The sequence below is a fragment of the Lactiplantibacillus xiangfangensis genome (assembly GCF_001438845.1).
Classification (GTDB): domain Bacteria; phylum Bacillota; class Bacilli; order Lactobacillales; family Lactobacillaceae; genus Lactiplantibacillus; species Lactiplantibacillus xiangfangensis.
Genome location: NZ_JQCL01000080.1, coordinates 199053 through 224250, shown reverse-complemented (window position 1 = coordinate 224250; position 25198 = coordinate 199053). Strand labels below are relative to the sequence as shown.

The 25198-nt window shown below is 45.4% G+C and carries 29 protein-coding genes; 7 read left to right on the top strand and 22 right to left on the bottom strand.

What is annotated here, in order from left to right; all coding sequences use genetic code 11:
• Positions 1 to 61: 61 nt before the first annotated feature.
• Positions 62 to 1420: an amino acid permease gene (locus IV64_RS10215; protein WP_057707143.1), complete on the bottom strand. Its 1359-nt coding sequence runs from the start codon at positions 1418 to 1420 to the stop codon at positions 62 to 64.
• Between the two features lie 222 nt (positions 1421 to 1642).
• Between IV64_RS10215 and IV64_RS10210 the strand changes: the two genes are divergently transcribed.
• Positions 1643 to 2500, top strand: a complete 858-nt coding sequence (locus tag IV64_RS10210; protein ID WP_057707142.1) for a DUF368 domain-containing protein — start codon at positions 1643 to 1645, stop codon at positions 2498 to 2500.
• Between the two features lies 1 nt (position 2501).
• On the opposite strand, the gene IV64_RS10205 is transcribed toward IV64_RS10210, so the two are convergent.
• The 10 genes from IV64_RS10205 to IV64_RS10160 form a co-directional block, all read right to left on the bottom strand.
• Entirely contained in the window at positions 2502 to 3239 is a 738-nt protein-coding gene (locus tag IV64_RS10205; protein ID WP_057707141.1) for a DUF1003 domain-containing protein, read from the bottom strand.
• Positions 3240 to 3518: 279 nt separating this feature from the next.
• Positions 3519 to 3827: a DUF960 family protein gene (locus IV64_RS10200; protein WP_057707140.1), complete on the bottom strand. Its 309-nt coding sequence runs from the start codon at positions 3825 to 3827 to the stop codon at positions 3519 to 3521.
• A 25-nt stretch (positions 3828 to 3852) separates the two neighbouring features.
• Positions 3853 to 4185 carry a hypothetical protein gene (locus IV64_RS10195; protein ID WP_057707139.1) on the bottom strand — a complete coding sequence of 111 codons (333 nt, stop codon included), beginning with the start codon at positions 4183 to 4185 and terminating at the stop codon, positions 3853 to 3855.
• A gap of 91 nt (positions 4186 to 4276) precedes the next feature.
• Positions 4277 to 5062 carry a DUF4931 domain-containing protein gene (locus IV64_RS10190; protein WP_057707138.1) on the bottom strand — a complete coding sequence of 262 codons (786 nt, stop codon included), beginning with the start codon at positions 5060 to 5062 and terminating at the stop codon, positions 4277 to 4279.
• Between the two features lie 74 nt (positions 5063 to 5136).
• Positions 5137 to 5424, bottom strand: coding sequence for an RNA-binding protein (locus tag IV64_RS10185; RefSeq protein WP_057707137.1), 288 nt, complete (start codon positions 5422 to 5424; stop codon positions 5137 to 5139).
• 75 nt (positions 5425 to 5499) lie between these two features.
• On the bottom strand, positions 5500 to 6198 hold the full coding sequence (locus IV64_RS10180; protein ID WP_057707136.1) for a hypothetical protein: 699 nt from the start codon (positions 6196 to 6198) through the stop codon (positions 5500 to 5502).
• 135 nt (positions 6199 to 6333) lie between these two features.
• Positions 6334 to 7071 carry a DUF975 family protein gene (locus tag IV64_RS10175; protein ID WP_057707135.1) on the bottom strand — a complete coding sequence of 246 codons (738 nt, stop codon included), beginning with the start codon at positions 7069 to 7071 and terminating at the stop codon, positions 6334 to 6336.
• Between the two features lie 153 nt (positions 7072 to 7224).
• Positions 7225 to 7659, bottom strand: a complete 435-nt coding sequence (locus tag IV64_RS10170; protein ID WP_057707134.1) for a GNAT family N-acetyltransferase — start codon at positions 7657 to 7659, stop codon at positions 7225 to 7227.
• Positions 7659 to 8528, bottom strand: a complete 870-nt coding sequence (locus tag IV64_RS10165; protein WP_057707133.1) for a DegV family protein — start codon at positions 8526 to 8528, stop codon at positions 7659 to 7661. Before IV64_RS10165 ends, IV64_RS10170 begins: the two co-directional genes overlap by 1 nt.
• Before the next feature lie 93 nt (positions 8529 to 8621).
• On the bottom strand, positions 8622 to 9044 hold the full coding sequence (locus IV64_RS10160) for a MarR family winged helix-turn-helix transcriptional regulator (protein ID WP_057707132.1): 423 nt from the start codon (positions 9042 to 9044) through the stop codon (positions 8622 to 8624).
• A 257-nt stretch (positions 9045 to 9301) separates the two neighbouring features.
• Between IV64_RS10160 and IV64_RS10155 the strand changes: the two genes are divergently transcribed.
• Positions 9302 to 11008 carry an NFACT RNA binding domain-containing protein gene (locus IV64_RS10155; protein ID WP_057707335.1) on the top strand — a complete coding sequence of 569 codons (1707 nt, stop codon included), beginning with the start codon at positions 9302 to 9304 and terminating at the stop codon, positions 11006 to 11008.
• A gap of 592 nt (positions 11009 to 11600) precedes the next feature.
• Here IV64_RS10155 and IV64_RS10150 read toward each other — a convergent pair.
• From IV64_RS10150 to IV64_RS10125, 6 genes are all read right to left on the bottom strand, one after another.
• Entirely contained in the window at positions 11601 to 11939 is a 339-nt protein-coding gene (locus IV64_RS10150; RefSeq protein ID WP_057707131.1) for a hypothetical protein, read from the bottom strand.
• A 212-nt stretch (positions 11940 to 12151) separates the two neighbouring features.
• Positions 12152 to 13228, bottom strand: a complete 1077-nt coding sequence (locus IV64_RS10145; protein ID WP_057707130.1) for a hypothetical protein — start codon at positions 13226 to 13228, stop codon at positions 12152 to 12154.
• Complete coding sequence (locus IV64_RS10140) at positions 13218 to 14288, bottom strand: hypothetical protein (RefSeq protein WP_057707129.1); 1071 nt, start codon at positions 14286 to 14288, stop codon at positions 13218 to 13220. The genes IV64_RS10145 and IV64_RS10140 overlap by 11 nt, the downstream gene beginning before the upstream one ends.
• Positions 14289 to 15182 carry an ATP-binding cassette domain-containing protein gene (locus tag IV64_RS10135; protein ID WP_057707128.1) on the bottom strand — a complete coding sequence of 298 codons (894 nt, stop codon included), beginning with the start codon at positions 15180 to 15182 and terminating at the stop codon, positions 14289 to 14291. It lies immediately after the preceding gene.
• Positions 15172 to 15552 (bottom strand): GntR family transcriptional regulator, encoded by a 381-nt coding sequence (locus tag IV64_RS10130; RefSeq protein WP_057707127.1) that lies wholly within the window; start codon positions 15550 to 15552, stop codon positions 15172 to 15174. The genes IV64_RS10135 and IV64_RS10130 overlap by 11 nt, the downstream gene beginning before the upstream one ends.
• 167 nt (positions 15553 to 15719) lie before the next feature.
• Complete coding sequence (locus IV64_RS10125) at positions 15720 to 16226, bottom strand: NUDIX domain-containing protein (protein WP_057707126.1); 507 nt, start codon at positions 16224 to 16226, stop codon at positions 15720 to 15722.
• A gap of 329 nt (positions 16227 to 16555) precedes the next feature.
• Between IV64_RS10125 and IV64_RS10120 the strand changes: the two genes are divergently transcribed.
• From IV64_RS10120 to IV64_RS10110, 3 genes are read left to right on the top strand one after another with little or no spacing between them, the layout of a single operon-like run.
• Complete coding sequence (locus tag IV64_RS10120) at positions 16556 to 17281, top strand: DUF2087 domain-containing protein (protein WP_057707125.1); 726 nt, start codon at positions 16556 to 16558, stop codon at positions 17279 to 17281.
• A gap of 2 nt (positions 17282 to 17283) precedes the next feature.
• Positions 17284 to 17655, top strand: coding sequence for a GIY-YIG nuclease family protein (locus tag IV64_RS10115; protein ID WP_057707124.1), 372 nt, complete (start codon positions 17284 to 17286; stop codon positions 17653 to 17655).
• A gap of 2 nt (positions 17656 to 17657) precedes the next feature.
• Positions 17658 to 18311: a chloramphenicol acetyltransferase gene (locus tag IV64_RS10110; RefSeq protein WP_057707123.1), complete on the top strand. Its 654-nt coding sequence runs from the start codon at positions 17658 to 17660 to the stop codon at positions 18309 to 18311.
• 42 nt (positions 18312 to 18353) lie between these two features.
• Here the strand turns inward: IV64_RS10110 and IV64_RS10105 are convergent, their stop codons facing one another.
• Positions 18354 to 18938 carry a TetR/AcrR family transcriptional regulator gene (locus IV64_RS10105; protein ID WP_057707122.1) on the bottom strand — a complete coding sequence of 195 codons (585 nt, stop codon included), beginning with the start codon at positions 18936 to 18938 and terminating at the stop codon, positions 18354 to 18356.
• 210 nt (positions 18939 to 19148) lie between these two features.
• On the opposite strand from IV64_RS10105, the gene IV64_RS10100 reads away from it, so the two are divergent.
• Positions 19149 to 19415, top strand: a complete 267-nt coding sequence (locus IV64_RS10100; protein WP_057707121.1) for a hypothetical protein — start codon at positions 19149 to 19151, stop codon at positions 19413 to 19415.
• Between the two features lie 221 nt (positions 19416 to 19636).
• Complete coding sequence (locus IV64_RS10095) at positions 19637 to 20029, top strand: iron chaperone (RefSeq protein ID WP_057707120.1); 393 nt, start codon at positions 19637 to 19639, stop codon at positions 20027 to 20029.
• An 88-nt stretch (positions 20030 to 20117) separates the two neighbouring features.
• Here IV64_RS10095 and IV64_RS10090 read toward each other — a convergent pair whose 3' ends face one another.
• The 4 genes from IV64_RS10090 to pyrR all read right to left on the bottom strand — a co-directional run bounded on the left by IV64_RS10090 (position 20118) and on the right by pyrR (position 25087).
• Positions 20118 to 20711, bottom strand: a complete 594-nt coding sequence (locus tag IV64_RS10090) for a histidine phosphatase family protein (RefSeq protein ID WP_057707119.1) — start codon at positions 20709 to 20711, stop codon at positions 20118 to 20120.
• A gap of 174 nt (positions 20712 to 20885) precedes the next feature.
• Positions 20886 to 23447 (bottom strand): ATP-binding protein, encoded by a 2562-nt coding sequence (locus IV64_RS10085; protein WP_057707118.1) that lies wholly within the window; start codon positions 23445 to 23447, stop codon positions 20886 to 20888.
• Entirely contained in the window at positions 23444 to 24526 is a 1083-nt protein-coding gene (locus IV64_RS10080; RefSeq protein WP_057707117.1) for a carbamoyl phosphate synthase small subunit, read from the bottom strand. The genes IV64_RS10085 and IV64_RS10080 overlap by 4 nt, the downstream gene beginning before the upstream one ends.
• 36 nt (positions 24527 to 24562) lie before the next feature.
• Positions 24563 to 25087, bottom strand: coding sequence for a bifunctional pyr operon transcriptional regulator/uracil phosphoribosyltransferase PyrR (pyrR, locus tag IV64_RS10075; protein WP_057707116.1), 525 nt, complete (start codon positions 25085 to 25087; stop codon positions 24563 to 24565).
• Positions 25088 to 25198 lie beyond the last annotated feature (111 nt).

The window sequence follows — 25198 nt, the reverse complement described above, 5'->3', positions numbered from 1 at the left end:
AAAATGCAACATCCGGCCACAAAAAAACGCCCATGACAAAAGTCACAGCCGCTTTTCTTAATTAATTATCTTTAGAAATTTGTTGGTGACGGCGCATCCCGGACTCGATAACGAGTAACACGACGAACCATAAGACGGATCCAATCACGGCCCACCGGTTAACGGTGTCAAAACATAAGACCACCGTTACGGCTAAGAAAAAGACCAGCGTTACCACGTTAGATAACGGGAACAACGGTAATTTGAACGGATTCTTACTACTGTCCTGGGTCTTCTTATAAACGTAGTGACAAACTAGTAACGAGCACCAGACAATGATGAAGTTGGTCGTCGCAACGTTTGAGATCAGCGTAAAAACCGTACTAGGAATCACGTAATTTAAGACAACGATCACTAGTAAGATCAACGATGAAAAACCAAGTGCACGGGCAGGAACGTTATAGCGATTGACCTTTCCCATCCACTTTGGTGCGTTGTGGCCGTGCGCTAACGTAAATAGCGTCCGACTCGTACTGAAAATGGCGCTGTTACATGCGGATAAGGCTGCCGTCAAAACGACAAAGTTAATGATGCTGGCCGCCGCTTTGATGCCAATGTCGCTGAAGACTTGCACAAACGGCGATTGGCTCGTCGTAATTTGGTCCCACGGATAGATTGACATGATGACGAACAAGGCTCCCACGTAGAAAAATGAAATCCGAATGGGCAAACTATTGATGGCCCGTGGTAATTCCTTCTCCGGGTTCTCAGCTTCCCCAGCGGTAATCCCAACCATTTCAATTCCGGTAAAGGCGAAAATCACTAGTGAAAACGACGTTAGAAAACCGCTTAACCCCTTAGGGAAGAACCCGCCGTGTGAAACCAAGTTCGTCACCGACACAGTTTGACCCCCGACGTGTGCGGATGATCCAATCAGAATCGCCCCGGTAACGATCAAAGCAATGATCGCCACGACTTTAATCATGGAGAACCAGTATTCTAGTTCCCCAAAGGCACTCACGGATAGCAGATTAAAGACTAGTAGAATCAAGATGATGACTAACGGCGTTACCCACTGTGGAATCCAAGGGAACCAGTAGCGAATATAGATCCCACTAGCCGTTAAATCGGCCATGGCTAGACTGATCCAGCATAACCAGTAAGTCCAACCAATGGCAAATTCAAACTTCTTACCTAAATATAAATTGATAAATTCCAAGAAAGAATGCAGTTTTGTATTGGAGAGGAGTAATTCCCCCAAGGCGCGCATCATGAGGTAGCAAAAGAATCCACCGATTGCGTACGCCAATAAAATTGATGGCCCGGCCTGTCTAATGGCCGCACCTGAACCGAGAAATAAGCCCGTACCAATTGCACCACCTAAAGCAATCATCTGCACGTGGCGTCGTTTCAACTTGCGAGCGAGCTGCTGATTTTCCATATAGCCTCAACTTTCCTTAGTTATGAACTTACACCTAATCATGTTCATAAATTTTCATGTTTTTTCATATTAGTACATTTTAGGCTAAATCAGTTTTATGAGCAAGCGTCAACCCGTATAAGAAAACGCAATCAGGAGTATTGATTGCGTTTTCTTAGTGGATTTGGTATCGTAAGATACTTTAATAAAACTTGCTTTTCCAATTAAAAGGAGCTTTAAATAATGCAACGTCAATCAAACGATACTTTCTGGCACCGCTTTTTCAAGGGTGTCATCATCGCCCTCGGATTTATTTTACCAGGTGTCTCTGGCGGTGTCCTGGCCGCCATTTTAGGAATTTACGAACGGTTACTCGGATTCATGGCCCATTTCCGCCAAAACTTCAAGCGGGACTTCTGGTACTTTGTCCCGGTCGGCTTAGGTGGAATCGTCGGAATTGCGTTGCTATCAGCGCCACTCGAGTACCTGCTCGCGCACGCCCAAGTCATCGTGTTATGGGGCTTTGCTGGTGCCATCGTTGGGACCTTACCCGCGCTAATGAAGACGGCGGGTAGCCACGGTCCCCGCGACTCTGTCGACTACTTGTGGTTTGGTGGGACCTTCCTCATCAGCAGCGGACTACTCTACTTCATGAGTGAACTTTTCGGGACCCTTCCAGCCAACTTTGGCGGATTCATCGTTGCTGGCGCTTTGATCGCGTTAGGCATCCTTGTTCCCGGACTAAGTCCCTCAAACTTACTGTTAATTTTAGGCTTATTTACCCCGATGCTCACTGGTTTTAAGAAACTGGATATTCTTGGCGTCTACTTACCGATTGCACTCGGTGGCGTTCTGGCAATGGTCCTTTTCTCTAAGCTGATGGATCACCTGTTGATTCGGTTTCATTCCCGGGTCTACCACTTCATCTTAGGTATCGTGACCGCCAGTACCCTGCTGATCTTAATCCCAAATCCCTACGCGGCGGAAAGTATCTCTTACGCCAACGCGACCCTTAGTACTTACCTGTTCAGTGCCCTTGCCCTTATTTTAGGGACGGCATTAGGCTACTGGATGAGTACGCTAGAATCCAAGTACAAATAACCTACATTTGATTACGCCGTCGTTTAGGCTGTAACCGGCGCAATTCGTTAACTTGTGCTTGAATTTCACCCAGCATCTGGGTCTGCATTTTTTGAATTTCCAGCATGTTGGGTTCGTCTTGTTGAATCAAATGGTCGACCTTCGAGTGTAAGACCCGAATCTCTTCTTCGGACTTCGCGTTGACCCGGAAATCATTGCGCGCTTCCAAGCGGTCGTATTCAGCAGCCCGATTTTGGCTCATCATGATCAGCGGAGCTTGAATCGCCGCAACCATACTCAAAAAGAGGTTTAATAAGATGAAGGGGTACGGGTCAAAATGATGCCCAAAGATGGGTACCACGTTGATCAGCATCCAAACGATCATCACCGCGATAAATGACCCGATGAAAGCCCAGCTCCCACCAAAACGGGCGACCCCATCCGCCACTCGTTGACCAAGCGTCAGTGAATTTTCTAATTCATCGTGAACGTCGACGACTTGGTAACTGTTCTTAGCTAAAATTTTGGACAAGTGCTGATTCACCTTATCGTTTTCTAGGTAATCATTCGTAATCATCTTATCCATTTTAGCTAAACGGTAATGGACCAAGTGTTCACTACAAATAAAACTGTGCGCGTGGGCACGCGGATAATCGGCCGTAATGGCTGCTTGCAATTGTGGTTCTAATTCGGATAGTTGCATTCCATCGACGAGGTCATAACGTTGTTGGTCGACGATGCAGATGGCTGTTTTAGACATTGCTTTCACACTCCTTTGCCGTAAGTATACAACGAGTCGGCAATTACGGGCCTAGAAAGCCATCGCATAGCTGCTAAAATCATCTGGCATAAAAAAACACTCAAAGAGCCGTTCAGAAATTTTCTGAACGGCTCTTTTCTACTATTATGGTCGAAACGTGTCCTAAAAGGCAATTTGCTCCGCTTAACCCGGAACCAGCGACTATTCCAAACCCAGGAATACTCACTGGTTCCACGTTAATGCTCACAAGCTTACCGCCTTTTAAGACACTCTTACTCGTTATACGGACAATTCATCCATTAACATCATCGTTTGGTACTGACCATCATCTAACACGGCAATGGTCTCCGGAAAACTTCGGTGGTAGGTTTCTGGTAAATCAAATTCAAAAATCGAATCGTGACGATCATCAAAAACGGCCGTGACGTGCCCGGAGCGACTAACCAATGCAAACTGTAATACTTGCGGTAAGTCAACCATCCCTTGTAAATCAGCGTCAATAATGTGCCAAATTTCATCGATGACGGTCCCAGGGAGCTTGGAAGCTAGCCCCAAGGTCGCATAACGTTCTGCTGCGGCGTCAAACATCGCAATCACCTCATTGTTAAATCACTTAGTTATCACGGACCACGACGGCAACTTCTTTTTCAATGCGAATAAACAAGCCCTGTGAGTCTTTTCGAAAATCCGCTTCAAGCGTTTCTAAAGTTGGTTTAATTTGACCAACAACGTCGCCCGTGGTGCCATAAACATCAATATTTTGATGTTTGGCATCCCATTTGACCGTCCAATAACTGCCTTCAAGGGCTTCGTCAACAAAATACTGAGTTCCAGCAAGTACCGCATCGTTAATGACGCTGCTCTCATCCGCCGTCATCCCGGTATCTAATTCCCACTTTAGTTTTTGATTAACTTCTAACATATCGCCTGGAATTAAATTCTGCACGCTACATTCCTCCACTCATTACTTTTAATTATTAAGTATAACTATCTCTTACTTAATATGATAACATAATGCCCGTTTAAATCAGCTTTAGCTACTTCAAATCCGGCTGTTCCGTCATGAATTTTTGACGAACCTCCGCTGCAATCTCACGCATCCGCTCAGGTGTATCTGCCTGTGACAGGCGGTAGCCGATGTAGTAAGGTGAAACGTTAAATAGTGGGATCACCTTGCAGACGACCCGGTCACCGACTGGGTAAAAGAACAAATTATAGCTATCGCAGCGCCCCTTGAAAAAGTCATCCAAGCAGTACCGAACCACCGTTTGCACGGCATCGGCCATTCTTGCCGAGTCTTCCCACGTCGTTGCCACGTTAAATTCGACAAAGCCCATGACGGGTTGGTCTGAAACCGTTACCCGTAAGTCCCCGTTACTAATTACCGGGTAACCAGATAAGTTGGCTGGCACGATATTGCCGTAACCATCAACGTCGTCTAACCCAACAATTTGCATGTGTGGGTGCCGTAAACTCCCACCTGAATGGGGGCCAAAGTTTTTATACAGTAAGACGGATTCGTAACGGCCACTAGTCAGGGCTTCCTGCCAGTGCTGTAAGGCAAATGCAAAAATCTTTCGGTTTTGATCCACGGGATACGTCGCAATGTCCCCGTTATGGTCCGCCGTTTCAATCACGATCGTCTGCCACGTCGCCTGAAGCGTTGGAAACTTATTGCCTAACCAAATTCGGTCGTCCTCTTGTGCAAAAATATCGGTCAACGTGCTTGGATCACAAAATGGACAAGCATTACTCGTATGACGAATATTTTCCGGTTTATCTTTAGCAATGTTAGTATCAAAAATTAGGGGATGTGCTTGCATATCTAATCAATTCCTTTCAATTTGAACATAAAAATAGAGTTTGGGGAAACACCCCAAACTCTGCGTAAAACGGGCTAATTCATTGGTTCCGGTGTGTCTTCACCCGGACCAAATTGAACATTGGCCATCGTGATCCAAACGACAAACTCTGTCGAGGCCAGCCGCCAATATTGTGGATTAGACGCTGCCGGCCGTGATTGTTCAAAAAGAGCAATGGCTAACGCATTAGCAGCATTGTCCGCGGCAACTTGGACACTGGCGCCAAAAGTTTGGGCCGCTGGAACATCCGGAAAACGAACATCCCAATACGTCCCCTCATCTCGAAAGATTGCGGGATATTTAACTTCCACATTGCGATCCACTTCCATCACTCCGATTCACTGGTTTAACATCATTATACCGAAAATCAGCACTAACGGTCTAAAAATTTTCAGTCCTTAATCACCCATCGTCGTTGTATACGACCCGTTTTTATCAGTCGTTACTTTATAGTTTCCTTTGTTGGATTGACCGTAATTCTGGGCATCCTTCAAATTACTAAACTTCTGGGCACTGCTGTTATTGGCCGCACTCGAAGAACTAGCCGCACTCGAACTGTGACTGCTTGCGCTAGAAGAACTAGCAGCTTCAGTGTGATGACTGCTGCTAGCAGCGGCGTGAGCTGTCGTCGTTGAATGACTTGGGGCTGGCGTACTAGTGGCTGGATGATTCGTTGCCGGACGCTGAGCCGTTGTCGTCCCATCAGATGACGTTGCCGTATCCGTACTACTTGTGTCCGTCGTATCACCATCACTGTCCGTCGTTGTCTCACTAGACGAATGTTTGGCCTTTTTCTTCTTGGACGAGCTTAAAGACTTAGCTGATGAACTTTTACGCGCTTTGCTGTTGCTAGATGACGACGTCGTTTCTACGAGGTCTTGGCTGGTTGACGCCTTGACGAAGTAAATAATCGACCCACCTAGAGCAACCACGATTAAAGCCAATAACCATAACGAAACGTGACGTTTCTTTTTCGGCGACTTAGGCATTTGCGGTTTCTTCGGGTCTTTTGGACCAGATCCCCGTCCCCGCTTATTGTTAGTCGCATCCTGCCGCGCTTTTAAACGTGACATCCGCGTCGGTTCTTGTTCAGGCATTAACTATCGCACTTCCTTTCTTGCTTTCGCCAGTTTACCATATTTTACCACGCTTGTCCCGGTCCATCCGGGAGAATCAGTCAATAATTTGCGGTAAAAGACCCGCTGGGCAAATGCCTGCGGGTCCGGGGTCTATTAAGCGTTTTGAGTCAGATTGTCATAATAATTAGCAAACGTTCCGTACGTGTAAGGGACTAACCATAACTGGCCAATTCCCATGGTGATTCCACTCAGAATTGCCCAACCAATAAAGCTCAACTGTAAAACGAATAATTGCCACTTGTGACCGACCATCAACTGCCGGCTCCGCGTAATGGCATCCCGAAAACGGGGTTTCGGTTGACCTTCCGGCGTTGCCGCAAGCATATCCTTGTACACGTAGTAACTCTGTGAATAGGCGTAAGCCTTAACGATTCCAGGGACAATCAGTAACAATGACCATAGAAAAACAAAGATTCCCCGAAGAATGGCCAGCCCAATAATTGGCCAAGCGTACTTCTTAGTAAACCCAATTGTCGAATCACTAACGGGGTGAATCTCACGTTCGGGGTTGCGCACCCAATCGAGCATCGAATAGCTAGTTCCGACTTTGAAAATATTGACGATCAGTGCAAAGATTGCTTGCACTAAAACGATAACTAGTAATACCGTGATTAACATGCCAATATCAAAAGCCGTCAAATGTAACGCTTGGTTGACTGCCCCATCGGCCATCGTATTCTTACCTTGCCACTTTTGTGCTTGACCTGAATAATTCGTTAATATTGTAAAAATCGATAACAAACTGACCACGATGCAAAGTAAAATTGCGTCTTTCCACCGGCCCTTGAATAATTGCTTGACTTCGCTCTTTAACTCGGCTCTTGTTTTCATTAAAAGCTCCTCAACTATTATTATTTAAACGTTCACCCTTTATTTTCCCTGAATCAGAGACGTTAGTCAATCCTTACTCATCAACAAAGCGGTCATTTTCCAGATTGTCTACTGGAAAACGACCGCTTTTAATAATAGCTCTTAACGTCAAAATTATACTAATGATTTATTCATGACCACGACCGTCGCACCGTCTTCTTCAAACGGTCCCGCCGTGACGTGGTAACCGCAACGTTCATAAAAGGGCTGGGCACTCAATTCACCATCAATTTTCCCTTGAGTAGCACCGTGTTCGACCGCCCACCGTTCAGCAGCCGTCAGTAACACTTTTCCGAGTCCCTGACCCCGATACGCTTTACGGGTACAGACCCGGCCAAAGCGCATCACGTGTTTTGCTTGTGGTTCCAATCGCAACGTGACTACTGGTAAGTCCGGCTGTAAATATAAAACGGCGTAGAGGCGTTCATCGGTATCCTTGTCGTCAAATTCGACGTCAGCGGGAATCCCGCGTTCCTCAACAAAAACGGCTTGCCGCAGTGCGTAGGCCGCCGCCCGGTTAGGTGATTCGTTAGAAAAAATAATTTTCATTATTTATACGCCTTGTCAATGTCTTTCAGCCAAGCTAAGGCTAATGACTTATCACCTAGATGGGCGCCAATAACCGGCCCAAAGTAGGTCAAATCAATTGGCATGTCAGGGTATTGTTTTTGCAACTTGGCCTTCCAAGCTTGCGCTGCTTCGAGGTTATTCCCTTGCACGATAATCGCACGCAACGGGTAATCCACCTTAGCCTGGGCTTCCGCAAACAGGTGCTCCACGCGCGCCAAGGCTTTTTTAGTAGAACGCACTTTTTCGAAGGCAACGATTTCGTGTTTTTCATCAAAAGTTAGTAACGGTTTGATTCGTAAGACGCTCCCGATAAATGCGGAGGCGTTTGATAACCGACCACCCCGGACTAAGTTTTGCAAGTCATCCACGATAAAGTATTCGCCCATGGACGCCCGTAAATCATCCAGCCGTGCCAAGATTTCCTCGACACTGTTGCCAGCCTTTGCCATCCGAGCGGCCTCTAAGGCTAAGTATCCCATTAAGCGCACCGTAATCTGTGAATCATACGGCACTAATTTAATGTGGTCGACCATCTCCCGCATATTCATCAAACTATTATAAAAACCGGAAATGGTGCTAGCCAGATGAATACTGATCACAGCATCGTAACCTTCGTCTCCGAGCCGGTTATAAAATTCAATCATTTCTCCCACGGGTGGCTGGGACGTACTTGGAAATGATTTAAATGATTTCATATTGGCATAAAAATCCGCCGTCGTAATATCGACGCCTTCTTGATACACTTTCCCATCTATAATCACCGGGATCGGCACAACGTGAATATCGTTATCGGCGACCTCTTGCGGTGTCAAATAGCTGGTGCTGTCAGTAACAACAGCAATCTTCATGACATACACCTACTTCTCATCTTTAAAGTAATATTCATCATCATAGCATAAAATTAATTGAGACACTACCTTCCAAACTCTTCGGTCATTAGTTTAGGCTTCTAAGGTGCGGTCAACGGATTTATTTAATCGATTCAATAAGATTCGTAATAAGTTTTGTTCATCTTGAGGCCACTTATCAAAGACGGCGGCTTCATATTCTTCATAGGCAGCGTTAATAGCCTCGACCGCAGTGGTTCCCGCTGGCGTAACCGAATAGATCAATTGGCGCCGATCGCGACCAACGGCTTCCTTACTTAGCCGTTCTTTCTTCACTAAACTGGCGAGCTGACGACTTAACGTCGATGTGTCTAATTGCATCACGGTCGCTAACTTTTCCTGCGTATTATACCCAGCCTGCAGTTGTAACAAGAGCTGCCATTCTGCGACCGTCACGCCCTGCGCTTTGGTGATTTGTTTTAACATCGTGGTTTGCTGCTTCGCAGTTGCAGCTAGTGCGGCTAAACTTGATTTCATAATGATTATCCATCCTCCTAAAAAACTAATTCCTATGTATTATACAATATCTACTAAACCGGTGCGACCAGTTTTATGCAAAAATATTGTTAAACTAGTTTTTGCATATAGCATTGATTTTAAAGTGACCTTGCTAATTCCCGCCAACTAGCGGACAGGGAACTTGTTTTAACCCCGCCGAAAACGGTATAATACTAGGCGGTTGACTGCGATTAACGCAGTTATGAACGAAACTTTAGATGAAAGCGAGTGATCACATGTCTTTTGATGGATTATTTACCCACGCCATGGTCACCGAATTACGCCAAAACTTATTAAACGGTCGGATTGCTAAAATCAACCAGCCGTACCAAAACGAGTTGATTTTAACTGTCCGGGCGAACCGAAAGAACTGGCCACTACTCCTATCCGCGGATCCAACGTACCCTCGGATTCAAGTGACCGAAATTCCCTATATTAATCCGGCAGTACCAACGAACTTCGCTATGATGATGCGGAAGTATTTACAAGGCGCCATCATCACCGATATTCAACAACCAGCTAACGACCGGGTCGTTCAACTGACGATTACGACCCGGAATGAATTGGGCGACGCCGAACAGCTATCCTTAATTATTGAGATTATGGCGCGTCACAGTAACGTCATTTTAATTGATCAAAAAACGAGTCGGATTCTCGACGTCGTTAAACACGTCGGTGCTGACCAAAACCGTTACCGGCTGCTATTGCCAGGTGCAACGTATATCGAACCCCCGAAGCAGGATAAGCTTGATCCGTTTAAACCGAATACCGACTACTTGGACCTCGTCAAACAGTATCCAAATGAAGACGTCCTGGCTAAACAGTTACAACAGCACTACCAAGGCTTAGGCCGTGACAGTGCACAACAATTGGCTGCTGACCTACACCAGCCGGGTGATTTGGGCCAACACTACCAGGCTTTCTTAGACCAGTTTGATCATCCCCAAGCGACCTTGCTGACTTTGTCAAATCGTAAAACGATGTTTGCCGCTGGGCGGTTCGACCACTTTGGCGACCAACACCGCGAATTTGATTCACTGAGCCACCTACTTGACTTCTATTACGCTGACGCCGCGCAACGTGAACGGGTCCAACAACAGGCGGGCAACTTGATTCGAGTTGTTCGTAACGACCTCAAGAAAAACCGCAATAAGATGAAGAAGTTGCAACAAACTTTGGCAAACACCAAACAAGCCGACGAGTTACGGCTTAAAGGTGAAATCTTGACGACTTATTTACACGAAGTCAAACGTGGGATGACCGAGATTTCTCTGCCTGACTATTATCACGATAACCAACCGTTAAAGATTCAGTTGTCCAATCAACTTTCACCTTCACGTAACGCGCAAAAATACTTCTCACGTTATCAGAAGCAAAAAAACGCGGTTATTTACGTGGGTGAACAGATTAAGTTGACCCAAGCGGAAATCGACTACTTAGATAACATCCAAACGCAGATCGAACTAGCCACCCCCGCAGACATTGCTGAAATTCGTGAAGAGTTGACCCAGCAAGGCTACCTCAAACAACGCAAGACTAAGAAGAAACAGCGTAGTTCCCGCAAACCAAGTCAGCCGCAAGAATTTGTTGCTAGCGATGGAACTGAAATTTCAGTCGGTAAAAACAACCGTCAAAATGATCAGTTAACGTTAAAAACGGCGCACAAGACCGATTACTGGTTGCATACGCAGAAGATTCCGGGGTCCCACGTCATCATCCACTCTGATGATCCTAGTGAACAAACCTTGAATGAGGCTGCTAACCTGGCCGCGTATTTCTCCAAGGCGCGCGATTCAGCGACCGTGCCTGTGGATTACGTGCAGGTTCGTCGGATTCGTAAGCCAAACGGGGCTAAACCAGGCTTTGTGATCTACGAAGGTCAAAAGACCCTGTACGTCTCACCTAACGCAGATATCGTCGAACAATTAACACCAAAGAAGTAAAGCTGACGTAAATTTCAAAAGCGTCGGTTCAACAATCATCATCCCTAATGAGGACGTGATTGCTGAACCGACGCTTTTTGTTTTTTGAAAAGACATTGAGCGAAAAATTAATTCTGCCTTATCAAGAGCTGTTCCATGGTACAAATAGGCAGTGTCCATTATCTCACTGCCTTTCCAGGCCGAAAAAACTCTTAAACGTATGCTATTTTCAAACATATAATTATGGTGTAATTCACTCATGTTCAGACATTATGCTAAAAATTAGCATATAATATTGCAATATTTTTGCGTTTCATCACGAAATCAAAATAAGTCAAATATATTTCAGAAAATAAAAAGTATGGACCCAATCATCATTTTTCATCATAAGTTCTCACTAATATAAAAGACGGCAGCTACCGCTGAAAGCAGTGCAACCGTCTTAAAACCAGAAACTATCAACAACAGGATACGCCAGAGTAATTCAAATCTGAATTAACTGATTCATTGCTACGAATCGATTAGTTGATAGAATTTTTAACAATCATCAAAACAAACTTGTCCTTTTTGATATTTAATCCTAAACATCAATTAAGTGTCATTTCAACTTACTTTACGAATACTTAACGGTACTCCCCAGTTTCATTGGAATAAAACCGTAGTGCGTATATCGGTCAATGACCTGGGCATCCACTTTTTTCAACCGTGGTGCAACATAGTTAAACAGCTTCTGATAAGCCACTGGCAACCCGGTAATCCGGTTTTTGATCGTCAACGACAAATCGGCTTGCAAGAGTTCCCGGCGTACCCCAACCATAACCTTGATTTCATCCGTGCCATTAGTCAGCTCCTGGGAAGCCTTCGCTAACTGGATCCTAACATCATGATACTTAGGCGCCGTTACTTGTTCGAAAGCCGCAATAATCAAGTTGTTCAGTTCTGATTCTGCCATTTTATCACCCCATTGCACGACTCAATGCCACATGATAACGTTAGCCGTGTTGATTAAGTTTATTCTAACTATCTTGATTGTACACCCGGACCGAAATGACAGTCGAACCATTTTGCCGTAGTCGCACATTTTAACGTGCATTACTAAAAAGCCTTCCCAAGCAACTAAGTCCGTTGGCTGAGAAGGTTCAGTTCAATTATTCAATACAAAGGCTATCTTAGCTGGCCCATCAGTTCCCATAACCGTCGACTCCACTTCGGACGATAAATCCAAACACTTAAGACGACTAGGCCTAAAATCCAGCCCAATATCAGACTAGGCCAACTGGTATTGCTCAGAATAAAGCCCCGAAAAATCCGACTTAAGATAACCCCTAAAGGAACACTCATAATCAGTAGCAAGATTAACCGCAAACTGCGATGAACGACAAACTGGGACCGCTGCTCCGCGGAATAACCTGAAACTAGCCACTGCGCAAGCCCCCAAGTGATTCCGATGATCAGGACTGCTAGAACACAGCCCAACCCCCAGTGCCGTGACAAATAATTAGCGGCAATCGCTGTCGTTGCGTTTTCCCAAACACTCTGCGGCATCCACCAATATAAATATAGGGAAAGCGTCAACGCCCCTGCCACAATCACATTATTAATGACCACGGTTGCCAAACTAGCGATTGCAAAGACACAGAGTGCAACCACGGCATCCCCCATTAAGTCCTGCAACCAAGCTTGCCACTTAAAATAAGTAAAGTAAGCGGCGGGAATCTGTGACCGCAAAATAGCGAGGTTGACTAAACTCCCCATAACAACACCACTAACCACCGTAAGCCCATATTGTAGCCATTGTTGCCGATAAATTTCAGAACGACGATACCCTAACGTTTGTAAAAATTCATTCAAGTAGCGTCGGCGTGCATACCAAATCATCACGGTTCCGGCCAAAATTCCGATCACAAAGTAATATTGATTAATCTGTGTGCCAAAGTTACCACGAATCGTTTTGGTCTTTTTAGTGGGCTGCTGACGATAAACTTGTAATTGTCGTTCCTGATAATCTTTTAAGAAGGCTTGTTTTGACGAATAGCGCTTACCAACTGGGTCAACATAATCATGATGTTTACGACGATACTGCACCTGACTGTCAATCAGCCGGGGATTGCTTTGCGTGTGCCAAGCTTGACCGCCGTACAGACTCTGAACCGCAGCACTACCCACTAGTCCAATCAAAATCAGTAATAATATTGACCAGTGCTGACGCCAAACTAACCGGCGTAACGTTTTATGCGCCATGTTGCACCCCCTTTAATCGCTGCTTCTGAACAGTTAAGCCCAATAATAGGACCACCAGTAAAATCGCCATCCCTAGAATCTCAAACCATGGTAACACCCCTGGTATAAACGGTTGTAAAAAGATATCTCCTAGTATGGCCCCACCAGCAACTGTGATGACACCAATCAAGCCAACCTTTCTAAACAACGTTTCACCACTAAACGGTGTCGACTCAGCACTCCAAGTCCGTTGTAATTGCCAAATTGCACCACAAACTAGTACCGCAAGTCCTAACACCAAACTACTTGCCACGTAGTAATGCGCATAAAACCAGAAGCCTACGGGAAGCACATCATTTCCAAAAAGCAACATAGCGTAGCCGGATTCACTGCCGACGCCCTCCAAAAATCGCCACGCTAGCCCACTCAAAATGGCTGCTAACCAAAACCGATTATTCAGCAAGCCAACGAACCAACCGAGCACCAATACCCCAAAGCTAATCGTCACAATGGCAACGTTGCTCCCAAAGAGGACGGCCAGATTACGGTAAGCTTGATATTTTGCTGGTATCACGGCAATAATCCATCCCCAGTAGCTTAACTGTGCCACCGCAACCGTGAGGATCAACGCCAAGGTCTGCCCTAACTGAACGAGAAACAACTGATTACGGGTCGCACCTAGCCCCAACATGAACTCAGCGTAGTGTGTCCGTCGTCCCCAAAAGGCGAACACTAACCCCGCAATCATCATAATCAGGTAATACCAATTATTTCCAGTTACACCGATTCGAACTTCATAATCATGGACTTTGAATTGATCCTTACTAAAAAACTGATACTGTTCAGTATTATATTCAGCTAAGGTGACCTGATGACCATGAAGTTGATAGTTCTCAGGATGTTTACGGTAATCGGAAGCTTGATCAACTTTCATCCGGGACGTTTGTTGCAGGCCCTGTTGATGACCCTGAGTCGTTTTAACTGCGGCGCCCATGCCAATCACGATAAGCACCGCCATTAACCCGATGACCCACCGCCAACTTTGTGACCACCACAAGCGGTGTACTTGTCTATAAGTCATTTACTCACCACCTAAAAGGTTCCGGGAATCACCCAGTTTCACCCGGAAAACATCGGTAATTGTCAACGGACAGTCCGTCATCATAACTGGGTCAGCAGCTCTTAGCTCAGCATCCAGCGCATCCGTATAGTCATCAAAGTAAACTTCTAATACCCGACCATAAACGTTAATCAGTTGACCATGGTCTTTGATCACCGCTGGGACCGTCTTAGTTTTAAAGACCAATTGCAACTTTCGGGCGCGCTGCCTTAATGTTTCTAAGTCGTAGTTGGCAACCAAGTGTTGATTCTTTAAAAACAAGGCCTGCTCGCATAAGCCGTCCAGTTCGTCTAGGTTGTGCGATGAAATCAAAAAACTAATCTGCCGGTCAGCGGCGGCGCTTACGATCAGGGCGACGATCCGCTCACGCACGAGAATGTCCAAACCGTCAAAAGGTTCATCCAAAATAACGTAGGGAGCATCACTCGCTAAAGCTAACAAAATTTGGCTCAGCATTCGCTGCCCCTTAGATAATTGTCGGTAATGACTTTTCAAGGTTAACCGTTCAGTCTTCAAAAGATGATCAAACCGGCTCGTGTCAAAGTTTGCATAACCAATAGCGTACTGCGTCGCAATTTGACCAAGCGTCTGATTGCCAAAGAAATTATTTTGCGTATCAATATAAAATAGCTTTTGACGAGCAGCCGGATGTTGATTGACATCTTGTCCGTCGATCGTCATCATCCCAGCATCAGGGCGATAATGATCTGCCATGGTACGAAACAACGTTGTTTTTCCCGCGCCGTTGCGCCCAACTAACCCAATGATGCGGGTTGCAGGCCAGTCAAAACTAATGTCAGTCAGGATGGGCTGCTGATTAATCGTTTTACTTAATCCACTAACTTTAATGCTCATCTGATTTGCCCCCCTGATAGGCCTTCACAACCCAGTCTTGGATTTGTTGTTCCGTAATACCTAAAAATTGTGCTTCCGTTAAGATGGTCTCAAATTTAGTTTGAACTTCCGCTACCGCAATTGGGTTAAGCGTTGTTTTCGTCGGTGTATTCACAAAGGTCCCCCGTCCTTTAATGGTATAAACTGCGTGTTGACTCTCCAACAATTGATACGTTTTACTGACCGTATTCGGATTCAGGTGCATGGTTGTCGCCATCGACCGAATTGATGGTAATTTGTCCCCTGGTTGCAAAGTCCCCTGAACGATCTGCTGCTTAATCTGCATCAATAATTGTTCATAGTAAGGCGCTCCGGACGTCGCAAAAGCCATTTTGACACCTCATTTCAGTGTGTATTAAGTGTTCTATTTCAACTAGTACACTATCATCAATTTTAAATAATTGCAACCAAAATAAAAAATCAACTAGCAACCCAACTTCACTGGGCCACCGTTGATCCTTTTTTCGGTAATTTGAATTTATTTCGTTATAAATCGTTTCAATAGACTGGACGTGTCAACACGTCCCAAGTTGCGTAAGTGGTATCGGTCGGATCGAAGTGTTCACCATTCAATAAATACTGTTTTGCTTTTAAAACTAAGGGCGACGCATTTGCCAAGGTAAGCTGTGCTAAGGGTAGCTGAACAGCCCCATGTGAATCCTGACCGTCAAAATTTGGAACGGCTGGCGCCAACGTTCCCATTGTTTGGCTCACTCGATAAAAAATCGTAATATGTTGATTAAAATGCCACTGCTCAAAATCCCACGGGTAACGAAAACTCGTCGCGCCCAATTGAATTATCTGGACTGCTTGTAGCCCGGTCTCTTCTTGAATTTCTCTGCCAATCGCTACCGTTAACGGCTCACCGTCTTCTAAGCTCCCCCCTGGTAAATCATAGCGATTCGTATAGGGGCCGCCAAATTTTTTTGTAACTACCAATCCTTGCTGCAAACTACCAATAATGCCATACACACCAAACGCACGATGATAGGACACTGCTTCCATTTTGCCGCCTCCAAAAATTTGATTTAACCTGCATATTTTGAAAATCATCCTTCAAAAATTCTGTAACTTCAAAAGTTTCAAAAAACGCATTTAGCCTTATTCCCGTATTCTAAGTTAGAGTACCGGTACATAGTATAAGGCCAAGATTCCTTTAATTAAACCGTATTGATCAATGATTCGCAGCCTTTCTAATCGCTAAACATATGTTTACACAATCAATAAACACTAGTGTCACCCATGCGTTTATTAAAATAGTAAACTTTATTTAAACAATTCTGTTTACAAATACAGTAAACAGAATTATACTATTATCTACTGGAGGTCATCTAATGGAACTCAACAACTTAACCTTAGCCGACCTAAGACAGGGCTGGCACCCTACTTTGGATGGCTTACAATGTAATTACTGCCAGGCTCACTGGGCAACCGGGACGCCTGAAAAAGAACTTGTTGATCATTTAACACTTGTTCACGGTGGCAACTTAGCCCAACTGATTCACACAGATAGTCGTTACAATACACTCACTACTAAACAGCAGGACTTACTGACTGCATTTTCAACGGGGATTAAGGATCAAGATTTAGCTAAACAACTACAGGTGGCCGCCGCTACGATTCGTCACCAGAAGTTTACCTTCCGTGAAAAAGCTAAGCAGGCCCGACTCTACCTTGCCATTTATGACGCCGTCTTTGATCAAGCTGCCAATCAGGAAAGTCCCTTAATTGACGTTCCTACACAAACGGGACCCGTTGACGACCGCTTTATGATTACCGAAGATGAAGCTGCCTCGACCCTGCAACACTACTTTGACTTTGAACACCAGCCGTTACGACTTAAGCGTTGGCCTAAAAAGCAGAAGGTCATCTTAACGGTCCTGACTCGAATCATCGAAGAAGTCCCAACTAATCAACATTTTTCAGAATCTGCGATTAACCAATTACTTAAACCAATTTATTTTGACTTTGTCACCGTCCGCCGCTACCTTGTCGATTATGGCTTCTTAACGCGAACCGCAGACGGTCATGAATACTGGCGCACAACTGGAAAGGAATAATCATGGAAACAGAACGCAAAAAACAATTACAGAAAGCCTATAAAATGGCACCGACCTTTTATGGGGTGATTCAAATTGAAAACAACCTCACACACAAACGCTTTATCGACGTTGTCCCTAACCTGCATAACCGTTGGCAGTTTTACCAACTAAACCTGAACAAGAACTTCTATCGCAACACGCCACTACAGGCAGACTGGAACGAACAAGGCGCTGATAATTTCACTTACAGCGTTCTTTGGAAAGCCGAAACTGCCGACGTGACTAATATGCGCGCTACGTTAAAGAATCTTAAAGACAAGTGGCTACACAAATTACACCCTTTTGACGACAACGGCTATAACCAGCGTCCCAAGGATTGGGAGGAAAACTGAACATGAATAACCATTACACGGTGATTGACCAACAAAATTGGCCCCGCCAACAATACTTTTATTACTTTACCAAGATGAATCCCACCGGCTTTTCACTGACCGTCGATTTAGGTATCACCGCTACCTTAGCCTGGACCCGCACTAATCACGTCAAATTCAACGCGGTCTACCTTTACCTGATCAGCCGGTTACTGACTAACCATCCTGAAATGCGTATCGGTTATATCGACGAACAACTGGTGACATTTGACGTTTTACACCCATCGTATACGGTCATCCACGCTGACCACTCAATTTCTAATTTGTGGACCGCTTATGATGAAGACTTTACGGTCTTTTATCAGCACTATCTAGCTGACCTTCAACAGTACGGTCAACAACCGGGGCCCATGCCAAAAGCACCCCAATCAGCTAATCTGGTTAACATCGGAAGCTTGCCGTGGGTTAACTTTTCAAGTTATACGCCATTGCCATTTAAACCCCTAACCACCTTTTTCCCCATCTTTCAGGCGGGACAATTCAAAAGTGAACATGAACACACAACCATGCCGCTGAGCTTGACCATCAATCACGCTACCGCGGATGGTTACCATGTCAGTACCTTTTTTAACGAACTGCAAACACTACTGAACGCACCACAAACTTATTTAAACTAAAAAATGCGTTGAATCAAAAAAAGATTCAACGCATTTTTTAGTTTAGCTAAGCTGGTCATCCGGCGCCTTAATCTGAATTAAGATTGCTTTACGGATGGTATTGACCGCTTCCGCCACACCATCTAAGCTATTTTCTCCGTGCTCAATGATCCATTCAATCAGAGTCATTTGAACGTTACTTCCCATACTGGCAATCAAATCCACCGGTACCGGATGTGTCACTGGTTGACTCTTGATAAAAGTTTCCCATTGCCGATAAAGTAACTGGTAAAAATTCGCCTTGAGATCTGCATCTGGCTCGTGCACGGTGAACAAAACCTGAAGCGTCTGTCGATTTTCCGCCATGTCCGCTAATAAGCTGTGCAATAAGTCGTCAATTTGCCCCGCAATAATTTGCTGAAAACGCACACTGACGCGTTGCGCAAACATTGCAGTGTAATGTGCGACCATCTGCTCCAACAAATCGTACTTATCTAGGTAATGCGCGTAAAAAGTCGAACGACTCGTCAACGAAGCCTGACAAATATCCGCGACGGTTAGCTGTCGAAACCCCTTCGTTGTTAATAGTGATAAAAACGCATTTTGTAGATCACGTTCAGTTTTAATTTTGCGAACATCTTTTGCCATCCCGCTAAACTCCCTCGTCAATATAATTCCATCTTACCACGCAATTTTCAAAAAAGCGTTGGTTTTCGAACACTCACCCGCTCAAATGTCCGAAAACGTACACACACCAACATTTTGACGGTGTTCAATTGTGTCTAAAAGCCTTATTCTATAAGCGTTGAAAGGAAAACATAGCCCTTTCAAAATATAAGTTGATTAGAGGTAATCAATATGTTTACTTGGAGTTTTTGGATTTTAGCTGTATGGTTTGTCGTTAACGTCATTTGGATGTGGTTCGCATTAGACAATCAATCCTTGCAAAAGACGTTTGCCTGGATTAACGTTGTTGCCGTTATCTGGGGATTCTGGGCATTTTACGGTGCCACCCCCGTTGCTGGATTAAGCACTTGGTTCCAAGTCTTAAACTGGGTCAACATTATTTTAGCCATTGTTCAGTTCTACTTTGGTTACCGTAAATTAACACACCCAGCCGCTTAAATTACCCAAGCATTTTCCGCCAATCAATTAAACCGCCTACCAGCACTTCCCCTGGCAGACGGTTTTTTGTAGGACTGAATCTAAGAGTGGCACCTCACGTATCGCCAGTAAGTTCTTTTCCTCCTGATCTGTGTGGGTATCAGGGGGTTTTTCTTGCGCCAAACTATAGAAATCTCTAAACTAAAACCAAACAAACTACTAATTAACCAAAGGAGTTTACCATGGCAATTACGTTAGATCCTCAGCTCGCTGCCTTTAAGCCTTACTTAACCAAAATAACTGATACTCCCCATCAAGAGACGCTCACTGCCGTCCTTAATTGGGTTAGCCAAACATTCCCGGAACTCGCTCCCAGACTCGCTTGGAACCAGCCAATGTTTACAGCTCACGAAACGTTTATTATCGGGTTTAGCATCGCCAAGGACCATTTCAACGTGGCGCTCGAAAAATACACCCTTGACCAATTTAATGAACGCATTACCGCTGCCGGGGACAAGACGACTAAAATGCTCTGGCAGATCAAATTCGATGAACCAGTTAATTACGACTTGCTCAAAACAGCCATCCAATTTAATATCACCACTAAAATGGAAACCACTTCATTTTGGCGGTAACCAAAAAGTCAGGACTGCTCACAAACTAATTGTCTGCGAGAATCTTGACTTTTTACATTCTAGTTTACATAATTTTAATTTAGCTTAGTTACTCGGGGTCATCTAGATTATGGACGGATTCAAACATGAATTTACCGTCATCATAGCTAAACTTGAACACCGCACAATTTTCAAAACGAATCTGGCGACGTTTAATCTCATCCATTGATAGCCAGCGCCGCAAAAACATAAAACTAGCGCCCCCGTGACTAACAGCGAGCACTTGCTGATTATCCGGTCGTTCCATAATTGCCGTCAGCGTTTTAACGACGCGGTCCTGTACTTGAAAATCATTTTCGCCACCGTACTGCAAAAAGAAATCGCCATGACTTTGGCGTTCGGGATCAGGCTTTGGATTTAAAACTTCACTTTCACCTTCAAAAACCCCAAACTCCCATTCTTTGATTCCTTTTAACCGTTCGTACGGCTGGTCCGTCACAAGTTCTAGCGTATCGCTAGCCCGTTCTTGTGTGGAGCAATACGCATGGTCGAACTTGATGGCGTGGCGCTTAAAATAGTCGCCAACCCGCTTTGCGTCCGCAATCCCCTGTTCAGTCAACGGAGAATCACTCGCCCCTTGAATCCGATGTAATCGGTTAAACAGTGTCTGACCGTGACGCATTAAATACAATGTTTTTGTCAAAAGAATCCCAACCTTTATATTAAACTTCACTATTAATCATAGCACAGCTGTAATCGCTGTCATTGAAAAGTTAAGCTTTTGCCTCAAGACTAAAATAACCATTCAGAACTATCGTTTTCTGAATGGTTATTTCTATCATTTTAGCCAAAAGAGCTTTTGTCCCACACCTAAAATTTAAAAATCAGTATCCTCGTTACCCGCGTTCAGTGCGACTAGCGCGTCTTTTAACGTTTGACCATGTGCAATCACGGTCCCAGTCGCGTGCCCAGGTTCTCCCGTCACTTCATCTTCGTCATAAATCTGAAGTTGATTATACGGGAACGTATTCGCTTGAACGTAGACGGGCCCCGGTTGATTTACGTCCGGGTAATCGTACATCACTTTGCTGAGCGCTTCGCCCAATTTAACGTGCAGTAGCAAGCGGGTCACGCTCGAACCACTTGCCTTACTGATCAACGCCATGGTTGCAATACTCATCGGCTCGACCGTTGCTAATTGGAGCTGTCCATCAGCGATAGCCAAGCGAACCGTGTATAGCCCGGGAATACCGAATGCCAAGACACGCTTCTTAACTTCCTCGTTGAGCGCTTTGATAGCTTGGTTTTCAGCCTTATCCCGAACTGGAAAGACCGCAATCGACCCGCGGACGTTTGACCGTAAATTGTTACCCGCAATAATTTCACTGATGCCAAAGACGCTCACGTCAACACCATCCGTAATCACTTCTACCGCTGGCGAATCATTGGTCTTAATCTGCTCGCGTGGCAAATCGTTATTGATTTGAATCACTTGGTGACCGGCCTTCTGCAATTCTTGCCCCAACCGGTAATCGTGGTACGTGGTAAAAATCAATAGTGGTTTTTCAATTGCTAAAATATTCAAAATATCTGAATGCTGCTTCGGTTCAATGTACCGTTTAGACGCCAGTTGCGGGGTCATCGACACACTGTTCGGATTTGCATTAATTAAAATCGGTTCGTAATCCGCCTTTTTTAAATAAAACAGCAGTTGCGACACTAAATAATCGTTCCCATGGTTGGTCCCAATCCGGTTTGCACCCGTCCCAATAACGACAACGCGCCGCCCCGATTGTTGCTGGCTTTCGTTATCAAATTCATAAGTTGAATAGTAGGTGTTCGTCTGCTCAGTAAACTCACCAGCCGTGGGTTCGACTTCTTTAAAGGTCGCGTGAATCTCATTTTCTAAGGCAAACTGCCGAACCTTGGCGACGTCACTATGCCAAGCATCTGCTGCGTCTTCGTCGGTAAACCCAAAGTACTTGGCCCGGCCTAACGCGTGCACGTCAAATGGTCGGTCACGCAACGCTTGCTCGATTTCGATAATGTGCCGCAATTTGTAGAAATAAAACGCGTCAATCTTTGTTAATTCTGACAGTTCATCAATCTGGTAACCCCGGTTCAATGCTTCCAGCAAAATTAACATGCGCCCAGCTTGGGGATGAATCAACCGTTGAATCAACTCACCTTCTGAGTAATTTTGTGGCTGATTTGCAATCACGTGGTAACGCGATTCATCTGTCGAACGGAGCCCTTTTAGCAAGGCTTCCTCCGTCGACCGTCCAATCCCAATGACGGAACCAGTTGATTCCGTCACCGTGTCGAGTTGATGGCTGACCTTTTTCAAGACGTTAAACGGCCAAACCGGGATCCGGCAGACAATGTGGTCGAGCACGGGTTCAATTAAAGCCGTCTGCTTACGGTAATTACTTGGCAACTTAACTTCCGCTAAACTAATGCCAACGATTAGGTTCGCAACAACCCGGGCCAGTGGGTAACCCGTGGCACGGGCGGTTAAGGCCATCGTACGGTCAAAGTACGGCGTCACTTTAATAACGTAGTAATTTTGCGTCGTCGGGTCCAATGCAAATTGCACGTGGCAACTACCGACAATGCGTAGATTTCGCATAATTTTTAACGTTGCGGTCCGGAATTGCTGATACTCCTGATCCGTGATGGTTTGCGTCGGCGCAAACACGATTGAATCCGCCGAATGAATCCCGACCGGATCAAAATTTTCCATCCCGCTGATTAGTAGGGCCGTATCTTTCTGATCCCGAACGGCCACAAATTCCAGTTCCTTATAACCAACAATACTTTGTTCCACAATACACTGCTTCGTAGCGGAGACCTTGAACCCCATCTTGAGCGCTCGCTCTAAATCGTCTTCGTCTTCACACAGTTGGCGACTGGCCTCAATTCGGGGCGCCACCGACTTCACAATGACTGGAAAACCAACTTTGCGGACGACCGCAAAGGCTTCCGGTTCACTAGCCACAACTTGCGAGGCAATCACGGGTTCACCGATTGCTTTGAGTCGGTTACTCATGAGTGCCGGGTTGACAATCATGTCGACCGTATCTTGGTCCCACTGCAAAAGCCGTACCTGATTATTTTTTAGCACGTTGTTGCGAATTAGTCCTTGAATCAGATTGACCGATTGAATCCCACCTAATGATGGAATTAGGGCGTCCGGTTGTTCAGTTTCAATCACCCGTGACAACGCAGCGACCGTCAAAGGTTCAATGTAGACCTTATCCGCAAAATTATTTTCAGCCGCAACCGAGTAAGCGTTGTTATCAACTAAAACTACGGCAATCCCTAGTTTACGAATCGCCGATCCCATTTGGGTCACAGCCGCATCGTGTTGCCCTTCGCGCCCAATGTCGTTATGGCCAGCACCGATGATGAGGACCTTTTGTAACGCTTGATTATTCACCAAATTGGCCCCCTTGCTTGCTGCATTGATTCAACAAATTCATCAAAGATATCGCGGACTTCGGTCGGACCCGGTGCCCCGTCCGGGAAAAATTGAACGGAGAACGCCGGAAAGTCACGAAAACGTAAGCCCTGAATCGTCCCATCAATCAAATCGACAAACGTCGTGATGAGCTTGTTGCGATCAATCGTTGCGGGATCAACCGCAAATCCTTGTCCCTGTGACGCGTAAATGATTTGGTTCGTAATCACTTCACGAATGGGATGATTGGCCCCGTGATGTTCTGGTGACAACTTCATAATCGAAGCCCCGTTCGCCATCGCAAAGAGTTCGTGACCTAAACCAATCGCAAATAACGGAATCCGGTTTTGGATGTTTTGAATCATCGTTAAAACACTGTCCGGTAAATCTTGGGGTTTCCCCGGACCAGTCGACAAAATGACCCCGTCCGGATCTAAATTAATAATTTCTTCCGTTGTTGCGGTATAGGGCAACACGGTAACGTTGCAGGCCCGTTTACTGAGTTCCCGTAAAATACCGTGCTTAAGCCCAAAGTCAACGACCACGACGTTCAAGCCCGTTCCCGGGTTAGGAAATGGTTTTGGTGTTGCAACCGCAGCAACTTGTTGGTTTGTTAGAACGGTCGCCCCTAATTGGTCAAAAGCGTGCGCGTCCGCCACATCAACAATACTGGCCTTCATTGGCCCACTGGCACGTAGCTGTTTCGCCAAGTGGCGGGTGTCAATATGACTGATACCCGGAATATTTTGCTGTTTCAAGTATTGGTCCAACGACCAGCGCCGTTGCCGGTTAGTTGAAATACTAGCCACATCACGAACAACGACCCCTTTGACAGTCGGCAAAATCGATTCGTAGCTGTCATGATTGATACCGTAACTGCCGATGGTAGGTTGGGTGAAAGCAATAATTTGGTTATGATAAATTTGATTGGTAATAATTTCTTGATAGCCCGTCATACTCGTATTAAATACGATTTCACCAGTTGAAACCGCTGGTGAGCCAAAGCCTTCACCGAGGTAGGCACTGCCGTCTTCAAGAATCAAATAGCGGTCTGCCATTGCGATCCCTTCTCATTTGTTTGACTTAATTAAAACTTAGTTGATAATTTCAACACCGTCGTGACCATCGACTTCAGTCACGGATACCTTGATTCGTTCTTGTCGGGCCGTTGGAATGTTTTTTCCAATGAAATCCGCCCGAATCGGCAATTCGCGGTGGCCCCGATCGACCAAGACTGCGAGTGCGATACTCTGCGGCCGACCGCCACCCATCAGTGCGTCTAGTGCGGCCCGAATCGTTCGGCCAGTAAATAAAACATCATCCACTAAGATGACCCGTTTATCCGCAACGCTAAACGTCAACTGATAATCGCTTGGCGCGCTCGCGATATCTTGTGGATGGTCATCCCGAAACGCCGTAATATCCAATTCACCAACCGGAATCGTTGCACCTTCTAATTGCTGCAACCGAGCCGCAATGCGTTGTGCGACATAGACGCCGCGAGTTTTAATACCAACTAGGACGATGTCACGAATCCCTTTATTTTGCTCAATGATTTCATACGTAATCCGTGTGAGCGCACGCTTCATCGCCATGGAATCAACAACTTCTTTTTGCATAATTGCCTCCCAAGTATTTATGGCCTACATTCGAGTCACCAACATTACAAAGAAAGACGGCCGGACACAATGTCCCGACCGTCGACGAAAAGTTATTGTTAACAGTTTTGC